General features: G+C 63.7%; 18 protein-coding genes. 9 read left to right on the plus strand and 9 right to left on the minus strand.

Annotated features, from left to right (window positions below):
* Positions 1–114: 114 nt before the first annotated feature.
* The 3 genes from K3175_RS04075 to K3175_RS04085 form a co-directional block, all read right to left on the minus strand.
* Positions 115–687, minus strand: coding sequence for a fasciclin domain-containing protein (locus tag K3175_RS04075; protein ID WP_221542056.1), 573 nt, complete (start codon positions 685–687; stop codon positions 115–117).
* Positions 688–820: 133 nt separating this feature from the next.
* Positions 821–1,942, minus strand: a complete 1,122-nt coding sequence (locus K3175_RS04080) for an NAD(P) transhydrogenase subunit alpha (RefSeq protein WP_221542057.1) — start codon at positions 1,940–1,942, stop codon at positions 821–823.
* 13 nt (positions 1,943–1,955) lie between these two features.
* On the minus strand, positions 1,956–2,081 hold the full coding sequence (locus tag K3175_RS04085; RefSeq protein WP_221542058.1) for an aa3-type cytochrome c oxidase subunit IV: 126 nt from the start codon (positions 2,079–2,081) through the stop codon (positions 1,956–1,958).
* Positions 2,082–2,293: 212 nt separating this feature from the next.
* On the opposite strand from K3175_RS04085, the gene K3175_RS04090 reads away from it, so the two are divergent.
* Complete coding sequence (locus K3175_RS04090) at positions 2,294–3,709, plus strand: sigma-54-dependent transcriptional regulator (protein ID WP_221542059.1); 1,416 nt, start codon at positions 2,294–2,296, stop codon at positions 3,707–3,709.
* Positions 3,710–3,840: 131 nt separating this feature from the next.
* On the plus strand, positions 3,841–4,620 hold the full coding sequence (locus K3175_RS04095) for an SDR family oxidoreductase (RefSeq protein ID WP_221542060.1): 780 nt from the start codon (positions 3,841–3,843) through the stop codon (positions 4,618–4,620).
* Positions 4,621–4,625: 5 nt separating this feature from the next.
* Here the strand turns inward: K3175_RS04095 and folP are convergent, their stop codons facing one another.
* The 4 genes from folP to K3175_RS04115 all read right to left on the minus strand — a co-directional run bounded on the left by folP (position 4,626) and on the right by K3175_RS04115 (position 9,429).
* Positions 4,626–5,738 carry a dihydropteroate synthase gene (folP, locus tag K3175_RS04100; RefSeq protein WP_221542061.1) on the minus strand — a complete coding sequence of 371 codons (1,113 nt, stop codon included), beginning with the start codon at positions 5,736–5,738 and terminating at the stop codon, positions 4,626–4,628.
* Positions 5,739–5,821: 83 nt separating this feature from the next.
* The gene (locus K3175_RS04105; protein WP_247710643.1) at positions 5,822–7,147 is read right to left on the minus strand and encodes a chloride channel protein; all 1,326 of its coding nucleotides are present in this window, start codon (positions 7,145–7,147) and stop codon (positions 5,822–5,824) included.
* A gap of 65 nt (positions 7,148–7,212) precedes the next feature.
* Positions 7,213–8,184: a sensor histidine kinase gene (locus K3175_RS04110; RefSeq protein ID WP_221542062.1), complete on the minus strand. Its 972-nt coding sequence runs from the start codon at positions 8,182–8,184 to the stop codon at positions 7,213–7,215.
* 78 nt (positions 8,185–8,262) lie between these two features.
* Positions 8,263–9,429, minus strand: coding sequence for a site-specific DNA-methyltransferase (locus K3175_RS04115; protein WP_221542063.1), 1,167 nt, complete (start codon positions 9,427–9,429; stop codon positions 8,263–8,265).
* Between the two features lie 304 nt (positions 9,430–9,733).
* On the opposite strand from K3175_RS04115, the gene K3175_RS04120 reads away from it, so the two are divergent.
* Positions 9,734–10,714 carry a sensor histidine kinase gene (locus tag K3175_RS04120; RefSeq protein ID WP_221542064.1) on the plus strand — a complete coding sequence of 327 codons (981 nt, stop codon included), beginning with the start codon at positions 9,734–9,736 and terminating at the stop codon, positions 10,712–10,714.
* Between the two features lie 28 nt (positions 10,715–10,742).
* On the opposite strand, the gene K3175_RS04125 is transcribed toward K3175_RS04120, so the two are convergent.
* Positions 10,743–11,660, minus strand: a complete 918-nt coding sequence (locus tag K3175_RS04125) for an oxidoreductase (RefSeq protein ID WP_221542065.1) — start codon at positions 11,658–11,660, stop codon at positions 10,743–10,745.
* A complete protein-coding gene (locus K3175_RS04130; RefSeq protein WP_221542066.1) occupies positions 11,657–12,283 on the minus strand; it encodes a ribonuclease HII in 627 nt (208 codons plus the stop codon). Before K3175_RS04130 ends, K3175_RS04125 begins: the two co-directional genes overlap by 4 nt.
* On the opposite strand from K3175_RS04130, the gene K3175_RS04135 reads away from it, so the two are divergent.
* From K3175_RS04135 to K3175_RS04160, 6 genes are all read left to right on the plus strand, one after another.
* Positions 12,282–13,466: a PQQ-dependent sugar dehydrogenase gene (locus tag K3175_RS04135; RefSeq protein WP_221542067.1), complete on the plus strand. Its 1,185-nt coding sequence runs from the start codon at positions 12,282–12,284 to the stop codon at positions 13,464–13,466. The two genes, K3175_RS04130 and K3175_RS04135, sit on opposite strands and share 2 nt — an antisense overlap.
* A gap of 49 nt (positions 13,467–13,515) precedes the next feature.
* Positions 13,516–14,058, plus strand: a complete 543-nt coding sequence (locus K3175_RS04140) for a GNAT family N-acetyltransferase (protein ID WP_221542068.1) — start codon at positions 13,516–13,518, stop codon at positions 14,056–14,058.
* Positions 14,059–14,109: 51 nt separating this feature from the next.
* Positions 14,110–14,658: a DUF1285 domain-containing protein gene (locus K3175_RS04145; protein ID WP_221542069.1), complete on the plus strand. Its 549-nt coding sequence runs from the start codon at positions 14,110–14,112 to the stop codon at positions 14,656–14,658.
* Complete coding sequence (locus K3175_RS04150) at positions 14,655–15,248, plus strand: CoA pyrophosphatase (protein ID WP_221542070.1); 594 nt, start codon at positions 14,655–14,657, stop codon at positions 15,246–15,248. Before K3175_RS04145 ends, K3175_RS04150 begins: the two co-directional genes overlap by 4 nt.
* Positions 15,249–15,267: 19 nt before the next feature.
* Positions 15,268–16,443 carry a CCA tRNA nucleotidyltransferase gene (locus K3175_RS04155; protein ID WP_221542071.1) on the plus strand — a complete coding sequence of 392 codons (1,176 nt, stop codon included), beginning with the start codon at positions 15,268–15,270 and terminating at the stop codon, positions 16,441–16,443.
* A 259-nt stretch (positions 16,444–16,702) separates the two neighbouring features.
* Positions 16,703–17,242, plus strand: a complete 540-nt coding sequence (locus K3175_RS04160; protein ID WP_221542072.1) for a hypothetical protein — start codon at positions 16,703–16,705, stop codon at positions 17,240–17,242.
* The last annotated feature ends 45 nt before the right edge of the window (positions 17,243–17,287 follow it).

A 17,287-nucleotide genomic window follows, 5' to 3' on the forward strand; every position in this document is an offset into this window, starting at 1 on the left:
CAAAGAACCTGCAAACCTTGTGCAAGAGGATCGGATCAAAGTCGAGCGCCGAAACGAACGGGGCCGCGAATGCGCAATGCACTCGCGGCCCCGATCTTTTGCGTTGAAGCAGGCTTACATGCTGGGTGTCAGCACGCCGTTGACCACGTGGATCACGCCGTTCGACTGCATGACGTCGGCCTGTGTCACATAAGCCGAACTGCCGTTCTTGCCCATGATCATCACATTGCCGCCCTGCATGTGGAAGGTCAGCGGTTCGCCCTGAACCGTCGTGACCGTTGCCGTGCCATTCCCGGCACGAATGCGATCCATCAGATCGGCTGCCGTTATGCGGCCCGGAACGACGTGATAGGTCAGAACTTTCTGCAGCGCCGGGCGGTTGGCGTCCATCATCAGCATGTTGCGGGTGGCCTCGGGCACGCGGGCAAAGGCCGCATCGGTCGGAGCGAACACAGTGAAGGGTCCCGGACCCGAAAGCGTGTCGACAAGCTGTGCCTGCTTGACCGCTGCCACCAGCGTGGTGTGGATCGGCGAATTGGCCGCATTCGCCACGATGTTCTGATTGGCGTACATGGCAGCGCCGTCGATATAGGCGACGTCATTATCCATCGAGCCGCCCATGGTGGTTGCGCATCCTGCGAGTGACAGCGCGGCTGCGCCCACTCCCATCAAAAAAGCCTTCTTCATATTGTAGGGTCCCTTTTCAATCTCCCGGTCACCCTACGGTTTAGCCAAGGCTAATGTTCCGAGACACGCGGATATCTGCGCGCGGCGCGCTTTCAAGGGAGCGAATTGCCGCCGACAGCCAGCGCGCGAGAGCCTATCCGGCCAATCTTTCGTTCACCACCTTGCCGCCCTGCGTGAGCCGCACGGCGTCGCCGATTTCCTCGTCCAGCACGGGCCTGCCGGCCTCCTTGTCCCAGAAGGCCGAGAGGAAATTGTAGAGATTGCGCGCGAACAGAGCCGATGCGTCGGCTGCCAGATGGCCGGCGGTATTCGAATAGCCGACGATTTTCACGCCGTGTTTCTCGACGGTCTGGTCGGGCTGCGAGCCTGCCACGTTTCCGCCCTGCGCCACGGCCAAGTCGAAGATCACACTGCCCGGCTTCATACTGGCGATCTGCGCGTCCGAAATCAGTTTCGGCGCGGGCCTGCCGGGGATCAGCGCGGTGGTGATGACGATGTCCTGCTTGGCGATGTGCGCGCTGACCAGCTCGGCTTGCGCCTTCTGGTATTCCTCGCTCATCTCGGTGGCATAGCCGCCCGAGCCTTCGCCCTCGATGCCCGCGACGTCCTCGACGAACACCGGTTTCGCTCCGAGCGACTGGATCTGTTCCTTGGTGGCCGACCGCACATCGGTGGCGGATACCTGCGCGCCGAGCCGCTTGGCGGTGGCGATCGCCTGCAGGCCCGCCACGCCGACGCCCATCACGAAAACCTTGGCCGCCTGCACCGTGCCGGCGGCGGTCATCATCATCGGGAAGGCGCGGCCGTAAGTGTTGGCGGCCGTCAGCACCGCCTTGTAGCCTGCCAGATTAGACTGGCTGGACAGTACGTCCATGCTCTGCGCACGCGTGATGCGCGGCATGAATTCCATCGCCAGCGCCTCGAAACCGCCCTTGGCATAGGCAGCGACACGCTCTGTCTCGCGGAAGGGATTGAAGGTTGCCGCGACCCAGGCGCCCGGCTTCGCGCCGGCCAGCGCCATCACGTCGGGCGCCTGCACGCCCAGCACGATGTCCGCCCCCTCTACAGCCTTGGCAGCCGGGACGACTTCGGCCCCGGCTTCGCGATAGGCTTCGTCGGTGACGGAGGCGGCGAGCCCCGCCCCCTCCTCTACCGCGATCGTGGCACCCAGGGCGATGAATTTCTTCACCGTTTCGGGCGTGATGGCGACCCGGTTTTCACCGGGCGCCCGCTCCTTCAGTGCCGCGATCCGCATGCGCCTCGCGGGCTTAACTGGCGATCATCAGGACGACGAAGGCAGCGATAGCCACGATCAGCGGGACTGCCCATTTGAGCATGCCGATGAAGGAACCGTAGGTTTTCTCATGAGCCTTGCGGTCGTTGGCGGTTTCCATGTCTTGTACCCTTATTCGATGTTGGTGTTTCCGGCAGAGGTTTAGAATGGAGTGCTCCGCTCGACAAGGGCGTTGGGCAACCGCGCCCTGTCCTGCGCCGTTCGCCGGGCATGAGAGTTAATACGCTCTTTACCGGTCCCTTCTAGCGTCTAGGTTAGTTGACGGAGCGGGAGGGACGCCCGGGGCAGAAAATGAATTGGGGAGCACACACAATGGCAGGGTCGGACACCAGACTGCTCATGCTGATCGACGAGGACGCTCCTCAGATCAGCGCCATCTCTCCTGTCGCGGCCCATGAAGGGTTCGATATCCTCACGGCGAAAACCTATGCGGCAGCGCTGGAAATGCTGGGCGCGGAGGATGGGCCGGAGGTCGACATCCTGCTGTTCGACGGCGAAGTTGCCGCGGACAATGCTGGCCGCTTCATCCAGCAGGTGCACGAACTCCAGCCCGACTGCACGATCCTGGTGATCGGCACCAGAAACGCCCCGGAAATCGTCTTCGATGCCATGAAGGGCGGTGCGAACGATTATCTGGTGAAACCGATCAGGCCCGAACGACTGACCACGGCGCTGCGCAATTCCAGCCTCGTCGCCCTTCCCCGCGACGAGCTCCTTCCCCTTTCCGAAAAGCTCGTCTCGATCCTCGAATTCGGCGGCATGGTCGGCTCCGAGGCGCAGTTCAGGATCGCTCTTGCCAAGGCCGCCGCCGCGTCGCGCGGCAACGGGCATGTGCTGGTCGAAGGCGAAAGCGGCACGGGCAAGGCAACGCTGATGAAAGCCATCCAGCATACCTCGGCGCGCGCTAAGGGGCCTACGGAAATGCTCGAATGCGCGGTGCAGCGGCACGACATGCTGGAGGGGCTGATTTTCGGTCGCGAGAGCGCCGGCACGCCGCACGATCTGGAACGGCAGGAAGGCGTGCTTGCCCGCTGCGACGGGGGAACCGTGATGATCGGCTCGATCGATGCCCTGCCCCGCGAATTGCAGGATAGCCTGGACGCCGCGCTGGAAACCGGCATCGTGCGTCCGGTCGGCGCCGCCCATGGCTTCAAGATCGACGTGCGCATTCTCGCCTCGTCGCGGGTCCCGCTCGAAGACATGGTGAAGGAAGGCCTGTTCTCCGCTTCGCTCTACGAGAAATTGTCGCTCACCCGCATCGTGATGCCGGCCCTGCGCGACCGGTCCGGCGACATCCCCGCCCTCACCCGCTTCTTCCTTGCCGCCTTTGCCGAGGTGGAGGGAATGAAGCACCATTCCATCGCCGATAGCGGCCTCTCCCTGCTCGAGGCTTTCGACTGGCCGGGCAACGTCCGGCAGCTGCAGAACGTGCTGTTCCGCGCCTGCATCAACGAGCAGCGCGAAGCGCTGACCGACCACAGCTTCCCACATCTCAGTGCATTGCTGGGCGATACCGACCGCGGGGAAAGCCGCGCACGGGGTCTCGGCGTGCTGCTCTACAAGGAAGACGGCAATCTGCGCACGCTGGCAGAGATCGAGGCGGACGTGATCCGCATCGCCATCGGGCAGTACGAAGGCAAGATGAGCGAAGTCGCCCGCCGCCTGGGTATCGGCCGCTCGACACTCTACCGCAAGCTTCAGGAGCTGGGGATCGACAATCCGGGCTGAAACGGCCATGATGCCCGCAGGAAAAGAGGAGCAAGTCAGGTGAACTAAGGCGACCGCCACGGCGGATCTCATACATTTCCGGCCCGCGATGGCCTGACCGCCAGACCTGATTACTTCTCGAAAGAAAGCTCATGCAAAAACTGAACGACATGCTCTGCGTGGTCACCGGCGGTTCGCGCGGGATCGGCGAGGCCGTCTGCGCCGCCTTCATCGCCGAAGGCGCGCGCGTTATCCTGACCGAAATCGACGAAACGGCTGGAGCGGCCACGGCCGCGCGGCTCGACTGCGAATTCCGCCAACTGGACGTGGCCAGCGAACCGGCCTGGGCTGCCCTAGAAAGTGAGCATCCCGCCATCAATGTGCTCGTCAACAATGCGGGCATCACCGGCTTCGCAACCGGCACAGCGCCGCACGATCCCGAAACGGCCAGTCTGGCCGACTGGCGGCGCGTTCACGCGGTCAATACCGACGGATGTTTTCTCGGCTGCCGCTACGCCTTGCGGGCGATGAAGGAAGGCGGCGATGGCTCGATCATCAACATCTCCTCGCGATCCGGCATGGTGGGCATCCCGGGCGCGGCAGCCTATGCCGCGAGCAAGGCGGCGATCCGCAACCACACCAAATCGGTGGCGCTTTACGCCGCGCAGCAGGGCTGGCGCATCCGCTGCAATTCGGTCCATCCCGCCGCCGTGCTGACCCCCATGTGGGAGCCGATGCTGGGCCAGGGCGAAGAGCGCGAGGCGGCCATGGCCGCTCTGGTCGCAGACACTCCGCTCAAGCGGTTCGGCAGACCGGAAGAAGTCGCTGCGCTTTGCGTCTATCTGGCTTCAGCGGACAGCGCCTATATGACCGGCGCCGAACTGACGATGGATGGCGGTCTGCTCGCAGGGAGCGCCGCCTCGCCCGGTTAGCCCGGTTAGCCCGGCAGATCGCCGAAATCGGTCAGCGCCGCATCGCGCAGACCGCGCCAGACATTGCGCGCCTGCACCGTTTCCGCGACATCGTGGACGCGGTGCAGCTGCACGCCCGCATCCATACCTTTGAGCGCCAGCGCCACGCTGCCGCCGAGGCGATGGTCGGCGCCGGCTTCGTTCGACAATGCCCCGATCATGCGCTTGCGGCTCGCGCCGAGCAGGACCGGGTGCCCCAGCGCGTGGAACAGCGGCAAGGCGTTCATCAGCGCGAGATTGTCCGACAGCGATTTGCCGAACCCGATACCGGGATCGAGCATGATGCGCTCTCCTGCCACGCCGGCTTCCAGCGCGGCATCGCGGCGCGCGCGTAATTCGTCGAAAACATCGAACACCACGCTGGCATAGTCGCCGCCTTCGTGGAGGTCCTGCCCCGTACCGGGTGCATGCATCAGCACCACCGCGCACTGCGCGCCCGCCACTACTTCGGCACTTCGCGGGTCATGGGTGAGGCCGGAGACATCGTTGATCAATGTGGCACCGGCAGCCAGCGCCGCTTCCATGACCGCGGCCTTCCGGGTGTCGACGCTGACCGCAGCGCCCATCCCTGCGCACATTTCTATGGCGGGCACCACGCGCTTGATCTCGTCGCCTTCCCACACCGCTTTCGCGCCCGGCCGGGTGCTTTCGCCGCCCACATCGATGATCGCGGCCCCGGCTTCGATCATCGACGAGGCCTGTTCGCGCTGGGCATCGGGATCGTCCATGAAAGCTCCGGCATCGCTGAAACTGTCGGGAGTGACATTGAGAATGCCCATGATCTGCGGCTGGTCGAGCCGGATCGTGCGGCTGCCCAGTTCGAACGGGGGATGCGCCAGGGTGAGATTGGCCCACTGGCGTTCCGCATCATCCGCGACACTATCGGGCAAGGCGCCCATCACATCGGCGATGGTGTCGGGCGCGGCGAGCCAGCGTTCCGCCACTGCCCCGTCGCGGCGCAGGATCACGGCGAAACGGCTGGCATAGACCATGCCGCCGGCCAGCCGGATGGCATTGCCGTGTTCGCTTTGCGGACCGGGCACGAGGCCGATGGGGCGGATGTAGATGCGATCAGTCATTGCCAGGCTGTCCTAGCCGATTGGCGGCAGGATGGAACATGGTCCCGGCCAGAAAATGCAATGCGCCCCACCGCGGCGCGTCCCTAGCTCTCTCTGGCAGGCTCGGCGGGGTCCTTCGGCATGAAGCCCCGTGCCAGTGCGAGATACAGCTTCTCGCGGCAGACCAAGCTCCCCGCCCAGTCTCCGATCAGGGCCGTTGCGAACAGCGGCAGGATGACATGGCTGCTGCCCGTCGCTTCGCCCAGAATGATCACAGCCGTCAGCGGCGCGCGAACGACGCCGGTGAAATAGCCCGCCATGCCGAGCAGGACGATCAGACCCGCCTGTTCGGCCGGAAAGAGCGGCGTCAGGATCTGGCCAAAGCCCGCCCCGGCGGCGAGCGAGGGGGCGAAGATGCCGCCGGGAATGCCGCTGACGCTGGTTGCCAGCGCGGCGAGGAATTTGGCGGGACCAAACCAGTAATCGCCCTGTTCGCCTTCGAGCAGCGCCCTGGTCGGTTCGTAGCCCGTGCCTGCTGCATCGCCATCGGTAAGGAATACGAGGAGGCCAACGACGACGCCGCAGAGCGCGGCGGTCAGCAAAGGTCGTTTGCCGAGGACCGCGGACCAGCGCCCCTCGGGGCCCCGGAGCATGAGGAACAGGCGCGAGAACAGCCCGCCCAACACGCCGCCGAACAGACCGGCCAGCGGGGCGGCGATGAGGACTGTTGTCAGCGGTAGGCTGCCCTGCAACAGACCGAAGTAGATGTAATCCCCGGCAAGCCCCTGCGCAGTGAGACCGGCGATCATCACCGCGCCCATGACGAGGACGGCCACGCGCTGCTCATACGCGGTCGCCAGTTCCTCGATGGCGAAGGCAATGCCTGCGAGAGGCGTGTTGAAGGCGGCGGCCACACCCGCGGCCCCGCCTGCAATGATCACGCCCGGCGTAACGCGCAGGCGAAAGAGCCGGTGGACCTGGACCATGATCGATCCGGCGAGCTGCACGGTCGGGCCTTCGCGGCCCACGGATGCGCCGCCGCACAGCGCCACCACCGTGAGCACAATCTTGGCACACGCCGCGCGCAGCGACATGAGGGCGCGCGCCGCAGGGCCCATCGGATCGCGGCTGGCTGCCATGACCTGCGGAATGCCCGAACCGCCCGCCTCGCTGGCGAAGCGGCGGGTTAGCGCGGCGACGATAAGGAAGGTGGCCGGAGTGAGAACGAGCGGCAGCCAGACATGCTCGCTACGGACGGAGGAAAAGAGCGCCTGGGCATGATCGCCCAGTTCGGCAAACAGCAGCGCTGCCAGTCCGATGAGCACGGCCGAAACCAGCATCGCGATGCGCCGCTTCCAGTCGTCCGCACTGACCAGTTCCTGCGGCATCTTGCCGTCGAGGAACCGAGGTCTGCGGGGAAGGAGGGCCATCGCGGCCTGCCCTATGCTGCCGAACGGCATTCGTCCAGCACGGACGGTTCAGCGGGAAAGGGGCCTCAGGCGATTTTGACCTTGATATCGCACTCGACGCCCTCGGGCGGATAACGCAGGTCGATCTTGCCTGCCGAGCCGATGGCATCGGCGATGAGAATTGTCCCGAAGCCATGGGCGCTGCTCGCCCTGACCGGCGGTCCGCCCAGCTCGCGCCACTCGATGAAAAGCGTGTCTTCCTCGCGCACGATATTGACGGAGATGCGTCCGCAATCGTTGGAAAGCGCCCCATATTTCAGCGCATTCGTAGTGAGTTCGTGAAAGATCAGGGCCAGACCCTGGCCTATCGAGCCGGTCAGTGGCACTTCGTCCTTAACCGTCACTTCGATCCGGGCATCGAGATCGGGGAGCACCGCCAGTTCCGCGTCCAAGATCGCGCTCGGAGTGAGCGATGCCGAACCATCGCCGACCAATATCTGGTGACTGCGCGCCAGGGCGCTGACGCGACCTTCCAGAGCCGCAGCGAAGCTCGGCAGGTCCGCGGCCTTGCGAGAAGAGAGGCGCACGATCGACTTGATCACCGAGAGCATGTTGCGCACCCGGTGGTTGAGTTCGTCGGTGAGCAGCTTGAGCCGGGCTTCGCGCTGCTTTGTCTGCGTGATGTCGATGACATGGCCGATGATCTTGTCGACATGGCCGTCCTCCCCGACGAGAGGCTGGCCGGAGGCACTGATCCATCGTTTCTCGCCATGGGCATCGCGAATGGCGCAGTCGAAAGACCAGACGGTTCGATCGGCTATCGCCGCGCGCTGCTTGGTCTCGACCTCATCCCGTTGGTCGGGAAGGACGTGGCCCAGGAACCTGTCGAAGGTCCACTCTTTCAGCGGCTCGTCATACCCGAAAATGGCATCGTGCCGCCGGTTGCGGACCGCTTCGCCATTGGCAACGTCGAGTTCCCAGATGCCGATCTGCCCAGCTTCGAGGATAAGGCGCAGGTGATCCGCGCTCAGCTTTTCAAAGGGTATGACATCGGGCATCGGTAGGAACGCGTAGGCAAAGCCGGAACCCAAGTCACGGAAATACGCGCTCCTTGGGCTACGCTTCGGTGATCCAGCTCAGTCCTCGACCGCCAGCAGATACAGCTGCCGCGCGGCATCGATGGGTTTTACGTCTTTGCCATTCGGGCCCTCGACCTCGTAGTGCCAGAAGGTCCAGCCATTGCAGCTGGGCGCGCCCTGCAATTCCTTGCCGAGGCCGTGGATGCTGCCGGTCTGCTTTTCATGGGCGAGCGAGCCGTCGGCGCGGACTGTCGCGGTCCAGCGGCGCTTCTTGTCGAAGACAATGGTGCCCGGCGCGATGAAGCCGTTTTCGACCAGTGCTCCGAACGCCACCTTGGGAGCGCTGCGGCCCGCCTGCATCGTGGTGAGCGCGCTTTCGTCCAGCGGCAGTTCCTTTTCGATCCGCTTGAGCGCGGCATCGCGGTAATTGCTCTCGCGCTCGCAGCCGATCCACTGGCGGCCAAGGCGCTTGGCAACCGCACCGGTGGTGCCGGTGCCGAAGAAGGGATCGAGCACGACGTCGCCCTTTTCGGTGGTCGACAGCAGCACGCGGTAAAGCAGTGCTTCGGGCTTCTGGGTCGGATGGACCTTGTGCCCGCCTTCCTTCAGCCGCTCCGCCCCGTTGCAGATCGGCAGGACCCAGTCGCTGCGCATCTGCAATTCGTCGTTCAACGTCTTCATCGCGCGGTAGTTGAAGTGATACTTCGCCTTCTCGCCCTGAGAACACCACAGCAGCGTCTCATGCGCATTGGTGAAGCGCGTGCCGCGGAAATTGGGCATGGGGTTCGACTTGCGCCAGACGATGTCGTTGAGGATCCAGAAGCCGAGATCCTGCAGGATCGCACCGACACGGTAGATGTTATGATAGCTGCCGATCACCCACAGCCCGCCATCGGGCTTGAGGATGCGCTTGGCCTCGGTCAGCCATTCGCGCGTGAATTTGTCGTACAGCGCGAAGCTGTCGAACTGGTCCCAGTGATCGGTAACCGCGTCGACATGGCTGCCATCGGGCCGGTTGAGATCGCCGCCCAGCTGGAGGTTGTAAGGCGGATCGGCGAACACGAGATCGACGCTCGCGCTGGGAATCGAGCGCATGGCTTCGATGCAGTCGCCATCGAGGATCTGCCCGACGGGCAGAATGCTCGTGTTGTCGGCCTTAACCGTCTTCGTCTTTGCTTTCGCAACCATCCGGTCGCGCGTCTTCGTGGTCTCGAGGACCGCCATCACATTACCCCCGCTTGAAGTTATCCACAGGGTGAGTCCAAATGGATTCCGGGTCAAGTCAGATATTTAGGCAACGCGTTGCAAGATGATGTTAACCATGAGAGAACGAAAGGAGTCCCCCACCAGATGTTGAGTCCGAGGCCGCGCGCCAGACTCCAGATGCTGGGGTGTGTCTTTCCGGACTCGACTGATAAGTTTCTCCGGCAGGCTGAAAGCGAGGATCCAGCCCCGAGCTTGCAAATCAGGCCCGAAGCTTCATATTAAGATCTTGAATTAAGGGGTCTTTTAACAAATGTTAAACTCGATGGAGCAGCGCGGCAGCGCTGACCAGCATCTCGACATGGCTGTTGCCGCCGGTCACATCGGGATTTGGGAACTCGATGCCGTTACTCGTGCCGCATGGCGCAATCTCACGCATGACCAGATTTTCGGTTACGAAACCATGCGTGACAGCTGGACCTACGATGACTTCCTCGATCATGTCGTCGAGGAAGACCGCGAGGAGGTCGCGGCCACCTATTCCGCCGCGCTTACCGACGGCGTCGACTGGGCGTTCCAGTGCCGCATCCAGCGGGCCGACGGGCTTATCCGCTGGATAGATGCGCATGGGCGCCATCTGCCTGGCGGTGACGGCAAGAACGATCGGCTGATCGGCCATGTGATAGACATTACCGAGACCAAGCGCGCCGAGGAACACCTGCGGCTGGTCACGGCCGAACTGAATCACCGCCTCAAGAACATCATCGCCTCGATCAGCGGGCTGGTCAGCCTCGCCGCCCGGCAGGAAGGCGACCGCAAGGAAATTTCCGAGACGCTGACCGCGCGGCTGGCCGCAATCGGCAGGAGCCATGATCTGGCATATCGCGAACGGAATACGGCGGTTGCAGTCGAGCATATACTCCAGGCCGAACTGGAGGCCTGGCCGAAACTTGCCTCGCAATTCCGCTTCGATATCGATCCCGAGCTTTACGTCAGGGCCTCGCTTGCCGAACGGCTGACGCTGGTGCTCCACGAACTCATGACCAATGCCATCAAATATGGTGCGCTTTCGACCAACGAGGGCCGTGTCAGTTTGAAAACCTATCGCAGTGATGATGGCGAAATCATCCTGCAATGGGCGGAGAGCGACGGTCCCGAAGTCACCGAGCCGTCAGGTCGCGGTTTCGGAAGCAAGCTCATCCGCAGTTCGCTGAGCGCGGATGCCAAGGTCGAACAGTCGTTCCCGCCCGAGGGGGCGATATGCACCATCACCTTCCCTGCCAGCACCTTCGTGGACAAGGACTAGCAGCCGCGTAGGTGCAACTGCGCTCGGTTCAGTCCGCGGGAGAAAGGCCCGGATCGACACCGGTCATCTCGACCGACTTGGCCCAAAGCCGACTGGCAAGAAGCGGATCCTGCGCGGTCTTGGTGGCAATCGCAGGGCCGGACACCTTGCCGCTCATTTCGCGAAAGCCATAGGGCCCGAAATACTCGCCGCCCTGCACGCCCGCATCGGTCGCTGCCTGCAGTGCGGGCAGCGCCCCTTCTTCCGACGAATTCAGGAACAGACCCACTGCCGGGCCGAATATCTTGCCAGCAAGGCCCATGTGGCGCGTGAGGTTGGTCTGCGCCACGCCCGGATGCGCCGCAACCGACTTGACCGGCGACCCGGCCGCGCGAAGGCGGCGATCGAGTTCGAAGGCGAACAGCAGATTGGCCAGCTTGCTCTGGCCATAGAACTTGCTGCGCGAATAGCCTTGCGATGCATCGAGATTGTCGAAATCGAGCGCCCCGTCGCGGTGGGCTATGGACGATTGGCTTACCACTCTGGCCCCGCCATTTTCCGCCAGCTTGTCCAGCAGCAGGCCCGTGAAGGCAAAATGGCCAAGGTGGTTCACCGCAAACTGCAGTTCGGCGCCGGTCGATCCGTGCGACAGGGGCGGAAACATCACGCCCGCATTGTTGATCAGCAGATCGATGCGGTCTTCCTTACGCGCCTCTTCGGCGGCGTCGCGAACCGAAGCGATATTGGCGAGATCCAGATGCAGATAGGCAAGATCGGCGCGCTCCGGACCGGTGGAGATTTCATCGATCGCAGCGTTCGCCTTGTCGGCATCGCGGCAGGCCAGCACGATCCGGGCGCCCTTGCGCGACAATGCGCGGGCAATCTCCAGACCGATGCCGGTATTGGCCCCGGTGACAATAGCTGTCTTGCCGCTGAGCGTGGGAATATCGGAAAAAGCAAAGGTCACGCGAACATCTCCATCTGGCTGACCGGAGCGAAGCTGCGGCGGTGCAGCGGGCTCGGTCCATATGTTCGCAATGCTTCCATGTGCTGGGCCGTTCCATATCCCATGTTGCGCTCCCACCCGTAATGGGGGTGCGCGGCTGCCGCCTCGCGCATAAGCCGGTCGCGATATTCCTTGGCCAGGATACTCGCCGCCGAGATACAGGCTTCCTTTGCATCGCCGCCCACAATGGCCCGGGCAGGCCAGCGCCATTCCGCACGCCGTCCGGCGGGGGTGAGATTGCCGTCGATGAGGACTTCCTCCGGCTCTGCGCCCAGGGCCTCGATGCAGCGCTGCGTCGCCAGTGTCATCGCCAGCATGGTCGCGCCGAAGATGTTGAGCCGGTCGATTTCGCCAGGCTCGATCACCGCCAGCCCCCAGGCACAGCGACGCTGAATCTGCGGCTCGAGTTTGGAACGCTTGAGAGCGGTAAGTTTTTTGGAATCGTCGAGCCCGCCGGGACATGGCTTGCACAAAACCACCGCAGCGGCCACCACTGGTCCTGCCAGTGGCCCGCGCCCGGCCTCGTCCACGCCCACAATGAGCGGGGCCGTGCCCAGACCTTTCTCGGGAGTTGATGACAACATGAAGCGACTATCCGTTCTTGCCGCCACCCTATCGCCTGTCGCGCTGCTCGCAAGCTGCGGCAGCGGATATTCCACCGGAGAGCCGACCGGCGAGGCCATTTCGACCCCTAGCCGTACTGGCGATTTCGATGGCGATTTCGCAATTTCCGAACATGGCACCTTCAACGAACCGTGGGCGTCCGCCTTCGTACCCGGAACGCAGAAGCTGTTCATCACCGAAAAGCCCGGCACCGCCAAGATATATGATGTGGCGACCCGGCGGACCGCGACGGTAAGCGGCCTTCCGCAGGTCGATTACGGCGGTCAGGGAGGCCTTGGCGACGTCGCATTCCTGCCTTCGGAAAGCAGCAATACGATCAATGGCCGGACGATCTATCTCAGCTGGGTCGAGGCAGGTAGCGGCGACACGCGTGGAGCAGTGGTCGGCCGCGGGCAGCTGACCTGCGCGCAAGCCGAAGCCTGCAGCATCAGCGGCCTCGATATCGTCTGGCGTCAGACCCCGAAGGTGACCGGGCGCGGACATTATTCCCACCGGATCGTATTCAGTCCGGACGAACAGTACATGTTCGTGACGAGCGGCGAACGCCAGAAGAAGGACCCTGCGCAGGATCGCTCCAACACGCTGGGTACGATCGTGCGCCTGAATCTCGACGGTACGCCCGCCGCAGGCAATCCTTTCGCAAGCGAAGGCAGTCCCACAGACGAGATCTGGACCTATGGCAATCGCAACATGCTCAGCATCGATTTCGATAGCGAAGGGCGCTTGTGGGAAATCGAGCACGGCCCCCAGGGCGGGGACGAACTGAACCTCGTCCAGCCCGGCAAGAATTACGGCTGGCCGGTCCGGTCCAACGGAATCAATTACGATAATTCCAACATCCCCGATCACACGCCGGATGATGGTTTCACCAAGCCGGTCATCAGCTGGTCGCCCGTCATCGCGCCGGGTAACATGGTCTTTTATCAAGGCGACCTCTTCCCGGGGATGGATGGCGACCTGATCGTGGCGGGCCTGAAGACCCAGGCCCTTATTCGCGTCGCGTTCGATGGCGAAAGCGCCCGCGAAATCGCCCGCTACGACATGGGCGAAAGGATCAGGCAGGTGGTCGAAGGACCCGATGGTGCTCTGTGGGTGCTCGAAGATGGCGAAGGCGGCCGCCTGCTGGAGCTTCGTCCCGAATAAGCCGATTTTGTTCGACAGGCATGGGCTGCGCCCCTAATCGGCGCGGCCCATGGCGACTCTGGTTCCCCTCGACGCGATCGATACCGCGCTGATCGAACAGCTTCTCGACGCTGCATTCGGCGATGGCCGGCATGCGCGCACGGCATACCGTATCCGCGAAGGCGTGGGCCATCTGCCGGGCCTTAGTTTCGCGGCACTCGACGATGACGATTATCTCGCCGGATCGATCCAGCTGTGGCCTGTGGCGCTCACTGATCCCAAGGGACGCCCCCATCCGCTCATTATGGTCGGTCCGGTTGCGGTCATGCCCGGGCGTCAGGGAGAAGGCTTCGGCAAGGCGCTCATGGCTGCCAGCCTCGGCGCGATCGATGCCGCTTTCGAGGACGGCGCCCCGCCCTATCCGCAAGTGATGATCGGCGACCCGGATTATTACGATCGCTGGGATTTCACCGCCGACCATACCGGCGGCTGGCATTGCCCCGGCCCGTTCGAGCAAGAGCGGCTGCTGCTGCGCACCGGCAATCCCGCAATCCTGCCGCCGGAAGGCATGCTCGGCCCCTGGACGAAGGAAACGAGCGAGGCCGCCAGCTAAGGGTAGGTTCCCTGCCCGGCACCAAGCGCCGCGTCATCCATTGAAGCAGCGATGGTCTATACTCCGCCCCCCGAACTCGCTGGAATGAGCCTTGCCGATATCGCCGAAGCAGTGGCCGAACGCCGCCTGCCGCCGGTCGAACAATGGTCTCCCGAAAATGTCGACGACAGCCACATGCTCATCCGCGCGGATGGGACATGGCTTCATGACGGTAGCCCTATTACCCGTCCCGCAATGGTTCGCGCCTTCTCGGGCCTGCTGAACCGGGAAGAGGACGGGAGTTACTGGCTGGTGGTACCCTATCAGAAGCTTTCGATCGAGGTCGAGGATGCCTGCTTCATCGCCACCGACGTTAGCCGCAAGGACGGCGATCTCGCGTTCCGGCTCAACACCGACGAACTCGTGGTGGCTGGGCCGGATCATCCGATCCGCACGCAAGGCGATGCCGATAATCCGGCGATCTACGTCCACGTCCGCCGCGGGTGCGAGGCGCGTCTCAATCGCTCCACCTATGAACAGCTGGCGCAGATCGCGCTGAGCGAGAGCGAGGACTGGACAGTGACGAGCGGCGGCGACAGCTATTCCCTCATCCCCGCATGAGCGCCATTTTCGAGCGGCTAAGCGATCTGTTCACGCAGGGACACGAGCGTGATGTCGCCGATCTGCTGACCGATGCCCGCTTTGCCGATCTCGACCGGACGGCGGATGCTGCCGTGCTGATCGCGGTCACCGAATGCGATAATCCCACGGTCCTTCTCACCCAGCGTCCGCGGACCATGCGCGACCATCCCGGCCAGGTCGCCTTTCCCGGCGGCAAGATCGACGAAGGCGAGGACGCGGTCGAGGCGGCTTTACGGGAAGCCTGGGAGGAACTGGGTATCGAGGCCGAACAGGTGCGCGTGATCGGCACGACCGACCGCTATCAGACCGGCACGGGGTTCGATATTACTCCGGTGCTGGCGACCGTGCCTGCCGACCTTCCCATTCGCCCCGATCCACGCGAGGTCGAAAGCTGGTTCGAAGCCCCGCTGGCCAAGCTGATGGACCGTTCCGCCTGGAGCGAGAACGAAGTGTTCTGGAAGGGCGCGATGCGTCACTATTACGAGATGGACCACGAAGGTTACCGTATCTGGGGCGTGACCGCCGCGATCTGCATCAATCTTTCGCGCCGTCTGGCGTGGTTCGACTGAGCCGGTTAAAGGGCGCGGCATGACGAAACTGCCCGAAGCAGACTGGACGAAGCGCGAAGATCTGGCGCAGCTTATTGCTGCGCTGGGCGCGGACCATACGCGCTATGTCGGCGGGGCCGTGCGCGACAGCCTGCTGGGCAAGGACATTCACGACATCGACTGCGCGACCCCGATGCATCCGGCGGAAGTCATCGACCGATGCAAGGAAGCAGGCATTCGCACCGTCCCCACCGGCATCGACCATGGCACGGTCACCGCGATTCTCCCGCAGGGCAATGTGGAGATCACCACCCTGCGCCGCGACGTGTCGACCGATGGCCGCCGTGCCACGGTCGCCTTTGCCACCGAGTGGAAAGAGGATGCCTCACGCCGCGATTTCACGATCAACGCGCTCTATGCCCACCCCGAGACGCTGGAAATCGATGACTTCTTCGGCGGCGTTGCCGACCTCGAGGCAGGCCGCGTGCGCTTCATCGGCGATGCGCGCGAGCGGATCCGCGAGGATCACCTGCGGATACTGCGCTATTTCCGCTTCCAGACGCGCTTCGGCGGAGACTGGGACGATGAAGCCACCGCCGCCTGCCAGGAACTCGCCTCCACGCTCAAAGGGCTGAGCCGCGAGCGTGTCGGCTGGGAACTGCAGAACCTGCTTGCCCTGCCCGATCCCTCGGCAACCGTTTTCAAGATGCGCGAACTTGGCGTGATGCAGGAAGTGCTGCCCGAATGCGGCCAGCGCGAGGCGGACACCCTCGCCCAGCTTATCGCGACCGAGCATGCTTACGCGGCGGAGCCCGATGCGATGCGGCGGCTCGCAGCCTTGCTGCCAGCCGTGCCGCCGGTGGCTGAGGCCGTGTCGGCCCGTCTGCGCCTGTCGCGCAGCCAGCGCGAGCGCCTCGCCTGCGTGGCGGCACGTGACACGCGCGACGTGGAAGCTCCCTTGGCGCTTGCCTATTACGAAGGCGTGGAATGCGCGCGCGACCGGCTCCTGCTCCTGCGCGCCGACCCGGGGGCCCTCGACAACTGGACCGCGCCGCAGCTCCCGCTAAAGGGCGGTGAGATCGTCGAACGGGGCATGGCCAAGGGGCCGCAAGTCGCGCGCACGCTTCAGGAAGTGGAGCGGCGCTGGGTGGAAGAGGGCTTCCCCGAACGCGAACGGGTGATGGCCATGCTGGACGATGTCCTCGCAGCCGGATGACGCGCTGCAACACTGCCGTCTGCGCCCTTCCCAACAGCATCTTCAGCTTCGCTTAAGCTGCAATGCAGCATAAGTATCGGTGAAGCGGTTGCCTCCCGGGGACCGGTTTGCCATAGAGCAGGTCGTTTCCTCGGAGGGGGAACTGGCGGCCACGGCCCGAGACTTACAGTCTCACCGCCGCTCTAACTAATCAGATTCGTTCGCAGAGCGTGTTTCGCGCGCTGCGGAACCGTAAGTTAAACAAGCCTTGGAGATTTTTATGAAATTCGCGAAGCTGGCCATTGCCTCCGTCGCTCTTGCTGCAACCCCCGCCATGGCCAACGACCAGGTCGTTTCGGGCGCCACTGTGACCGGCCCCGAAGGCAATGCCGTGGGCACCATCGTTGCGGTCGAAAACGGCACCGCCGTGCTCGACACCGGCAAGCACAAGGTTCCGCTGGCGGTCAACATGTACGGTCAGGGCGAAACCGGCCCGACCATCACCGTTACCCAGGCGCAGCTGAACAGCATGATCGATGCGCAGCTGGCCGAAGCCGCTGCCAAGCTCGACGCCGCTCTCGTGGCCGGCGCGACCGCTATGGACGCAGAACAGGCACCGCTCGGCACGATCGTATCGGTCGAAGGCAACAATGTCGTCGTCGCCCGCGGCGGTGACGAAGCGAACAAGGTTGCTCTGCTGCGCGAACATTTCGCAGTTACCCCGAACGGCCTGATGGCCCTGCTGACCAACGCGCAGATCGATGCCGCGATGGCGCAGGCAGCTGCTGCAGCACCGGCTGCGGACGGTGCCGGACAGTAAGTTCGGCTGAACCCGTTTCTCTGGAGCCACCGAAAATCCGGAGAA

This window comes from Qipengyuania aestuarii, from assembly GCF_019711535.1.
GTDB lineage: Bacteria > Pseudomonadota > Alphaproteobacteria > Sphingomonadales > Sphingomonadaceae > Qipengyuania > Qipengyuania aestuarii.

Bases quoted from the DNA above. Each gene is read 5' to 3' on its own strand.
- K3175_RS04145 (WP_221542069.1), top strand. From the start codon at position 14,110: ATGGTCTATACTCCGCCCCCCGAACTCGCTGGAATGAGCCTTGCCGAT.
- folP (WP_221542061.1), bottom strand. From the start codon at position 5,738: ATGACTGATCGCATCTACATCCGCCCCATCGGCCTCGTGCCCGGTCCG.
- K3175_RS04095 (WP_221542060.1), top strand. From the start codon at position 3,841: ATGCAAAAACTGAACGACATGCTCTGCGTGGTCACCGGCGGTTCGCGC.
- K3175_RS04140 (WP_221542068.1), top strand. From the start codon at position 13,516: ATGGCGACTCTGGTTCCCCTCGACGCGATCGATACCGCGCTGATCGAA.
- K3175_RS04080 (WP_221542057.1), bottom strand. From the start codon at position 1,942: ATGCGGATCGCGGCACTGAAGGAGCGGGCGCCCGGTGAAAACCGGGTC.
- K3175_RS04105 (WP_247710643.1), bottom strand. From the start codon at position 7,147: ATGGCCCTCCTTCCCCGCAGACCTCGGTTCCTCGACGGCAAGATGCCG.
- K3175_RS04150 (WP_221542070.1), top strand. From the start codon at position 14,655: ATGAGCGCCATTTTCGAGCGGCTAAGCGATCTGTTCACGCAGGGACAC.
- K3175_RS04160 (WP_221542072.1), top strand. From the start codon at position 16,703: ATGAAATTCGCGAAGCTGGCCATTGCCTCCGTCGCTCTTGCTGCAACC.
- K3175_RS04075 (WP_221542056.1), bottom strand. From the start codon at position 687: ATGAAGAAGGCTTTTTTGATGGGAGTGGGCGCAGCCGCGCTGTCACTC.
- K3175_RS04130 (WP_221542066.1), bottom strand. From the start codon at position 12,283: ATGTTGTCATCAACTCCCGAGAAAGGTCTGGGCACGGCCCCGCTCATT.
- K3175_RS04110 (WP_221542062.1), bottom strand. From the start codon at position 8,184: ATGCCCGATGTCATACCCTTTGAAAAGCTGAGCGCGGATCACCTGCGC.
- K3175_RS04155 (WP_221542071.1), top strand. From the start codon at position 15,268: ATGACGAAACTGCCCGAAGCAGACTGGACGAAGCGCGAAGATCTGGCG.
- K3175_RS04090 (WP_221542059.1), top strand. From the start codon at position 2,294: ATGGCAGGGTCGGACACCAGACTGCTCATGCTGATCGACGAGGACGCT.
- K3175_RS04085 (WP_221542058.1), bottom strand. From the start codon at position 2,081: ATGGAAACCGCCAACGACCGCAAGGCTCATGAGAAAACCTACGGTTCC.
- K3175_RS04135 (WP_221542067.1), top strand. From the start codon at position 12,282: ATGAAGCGACTATCCGTTCTTGCCGCCACCCTATCGCCTGTCGCGCTG.
- K3175_RS04120 (WP_221542064.1), top strand. From the start codon at position 9,734: ATGGAGCAGCGCGGCAGCGCTGACCAGCATCTCGACATGGCTGTTGCC.
- K3175_RS04115 (WP_221542063.1), bottom strand. From the start codon at position 9,429: ATGGCGGTCCTCGAGACCACGAAGACGCGCGACCGGATGGTTGCGAAA.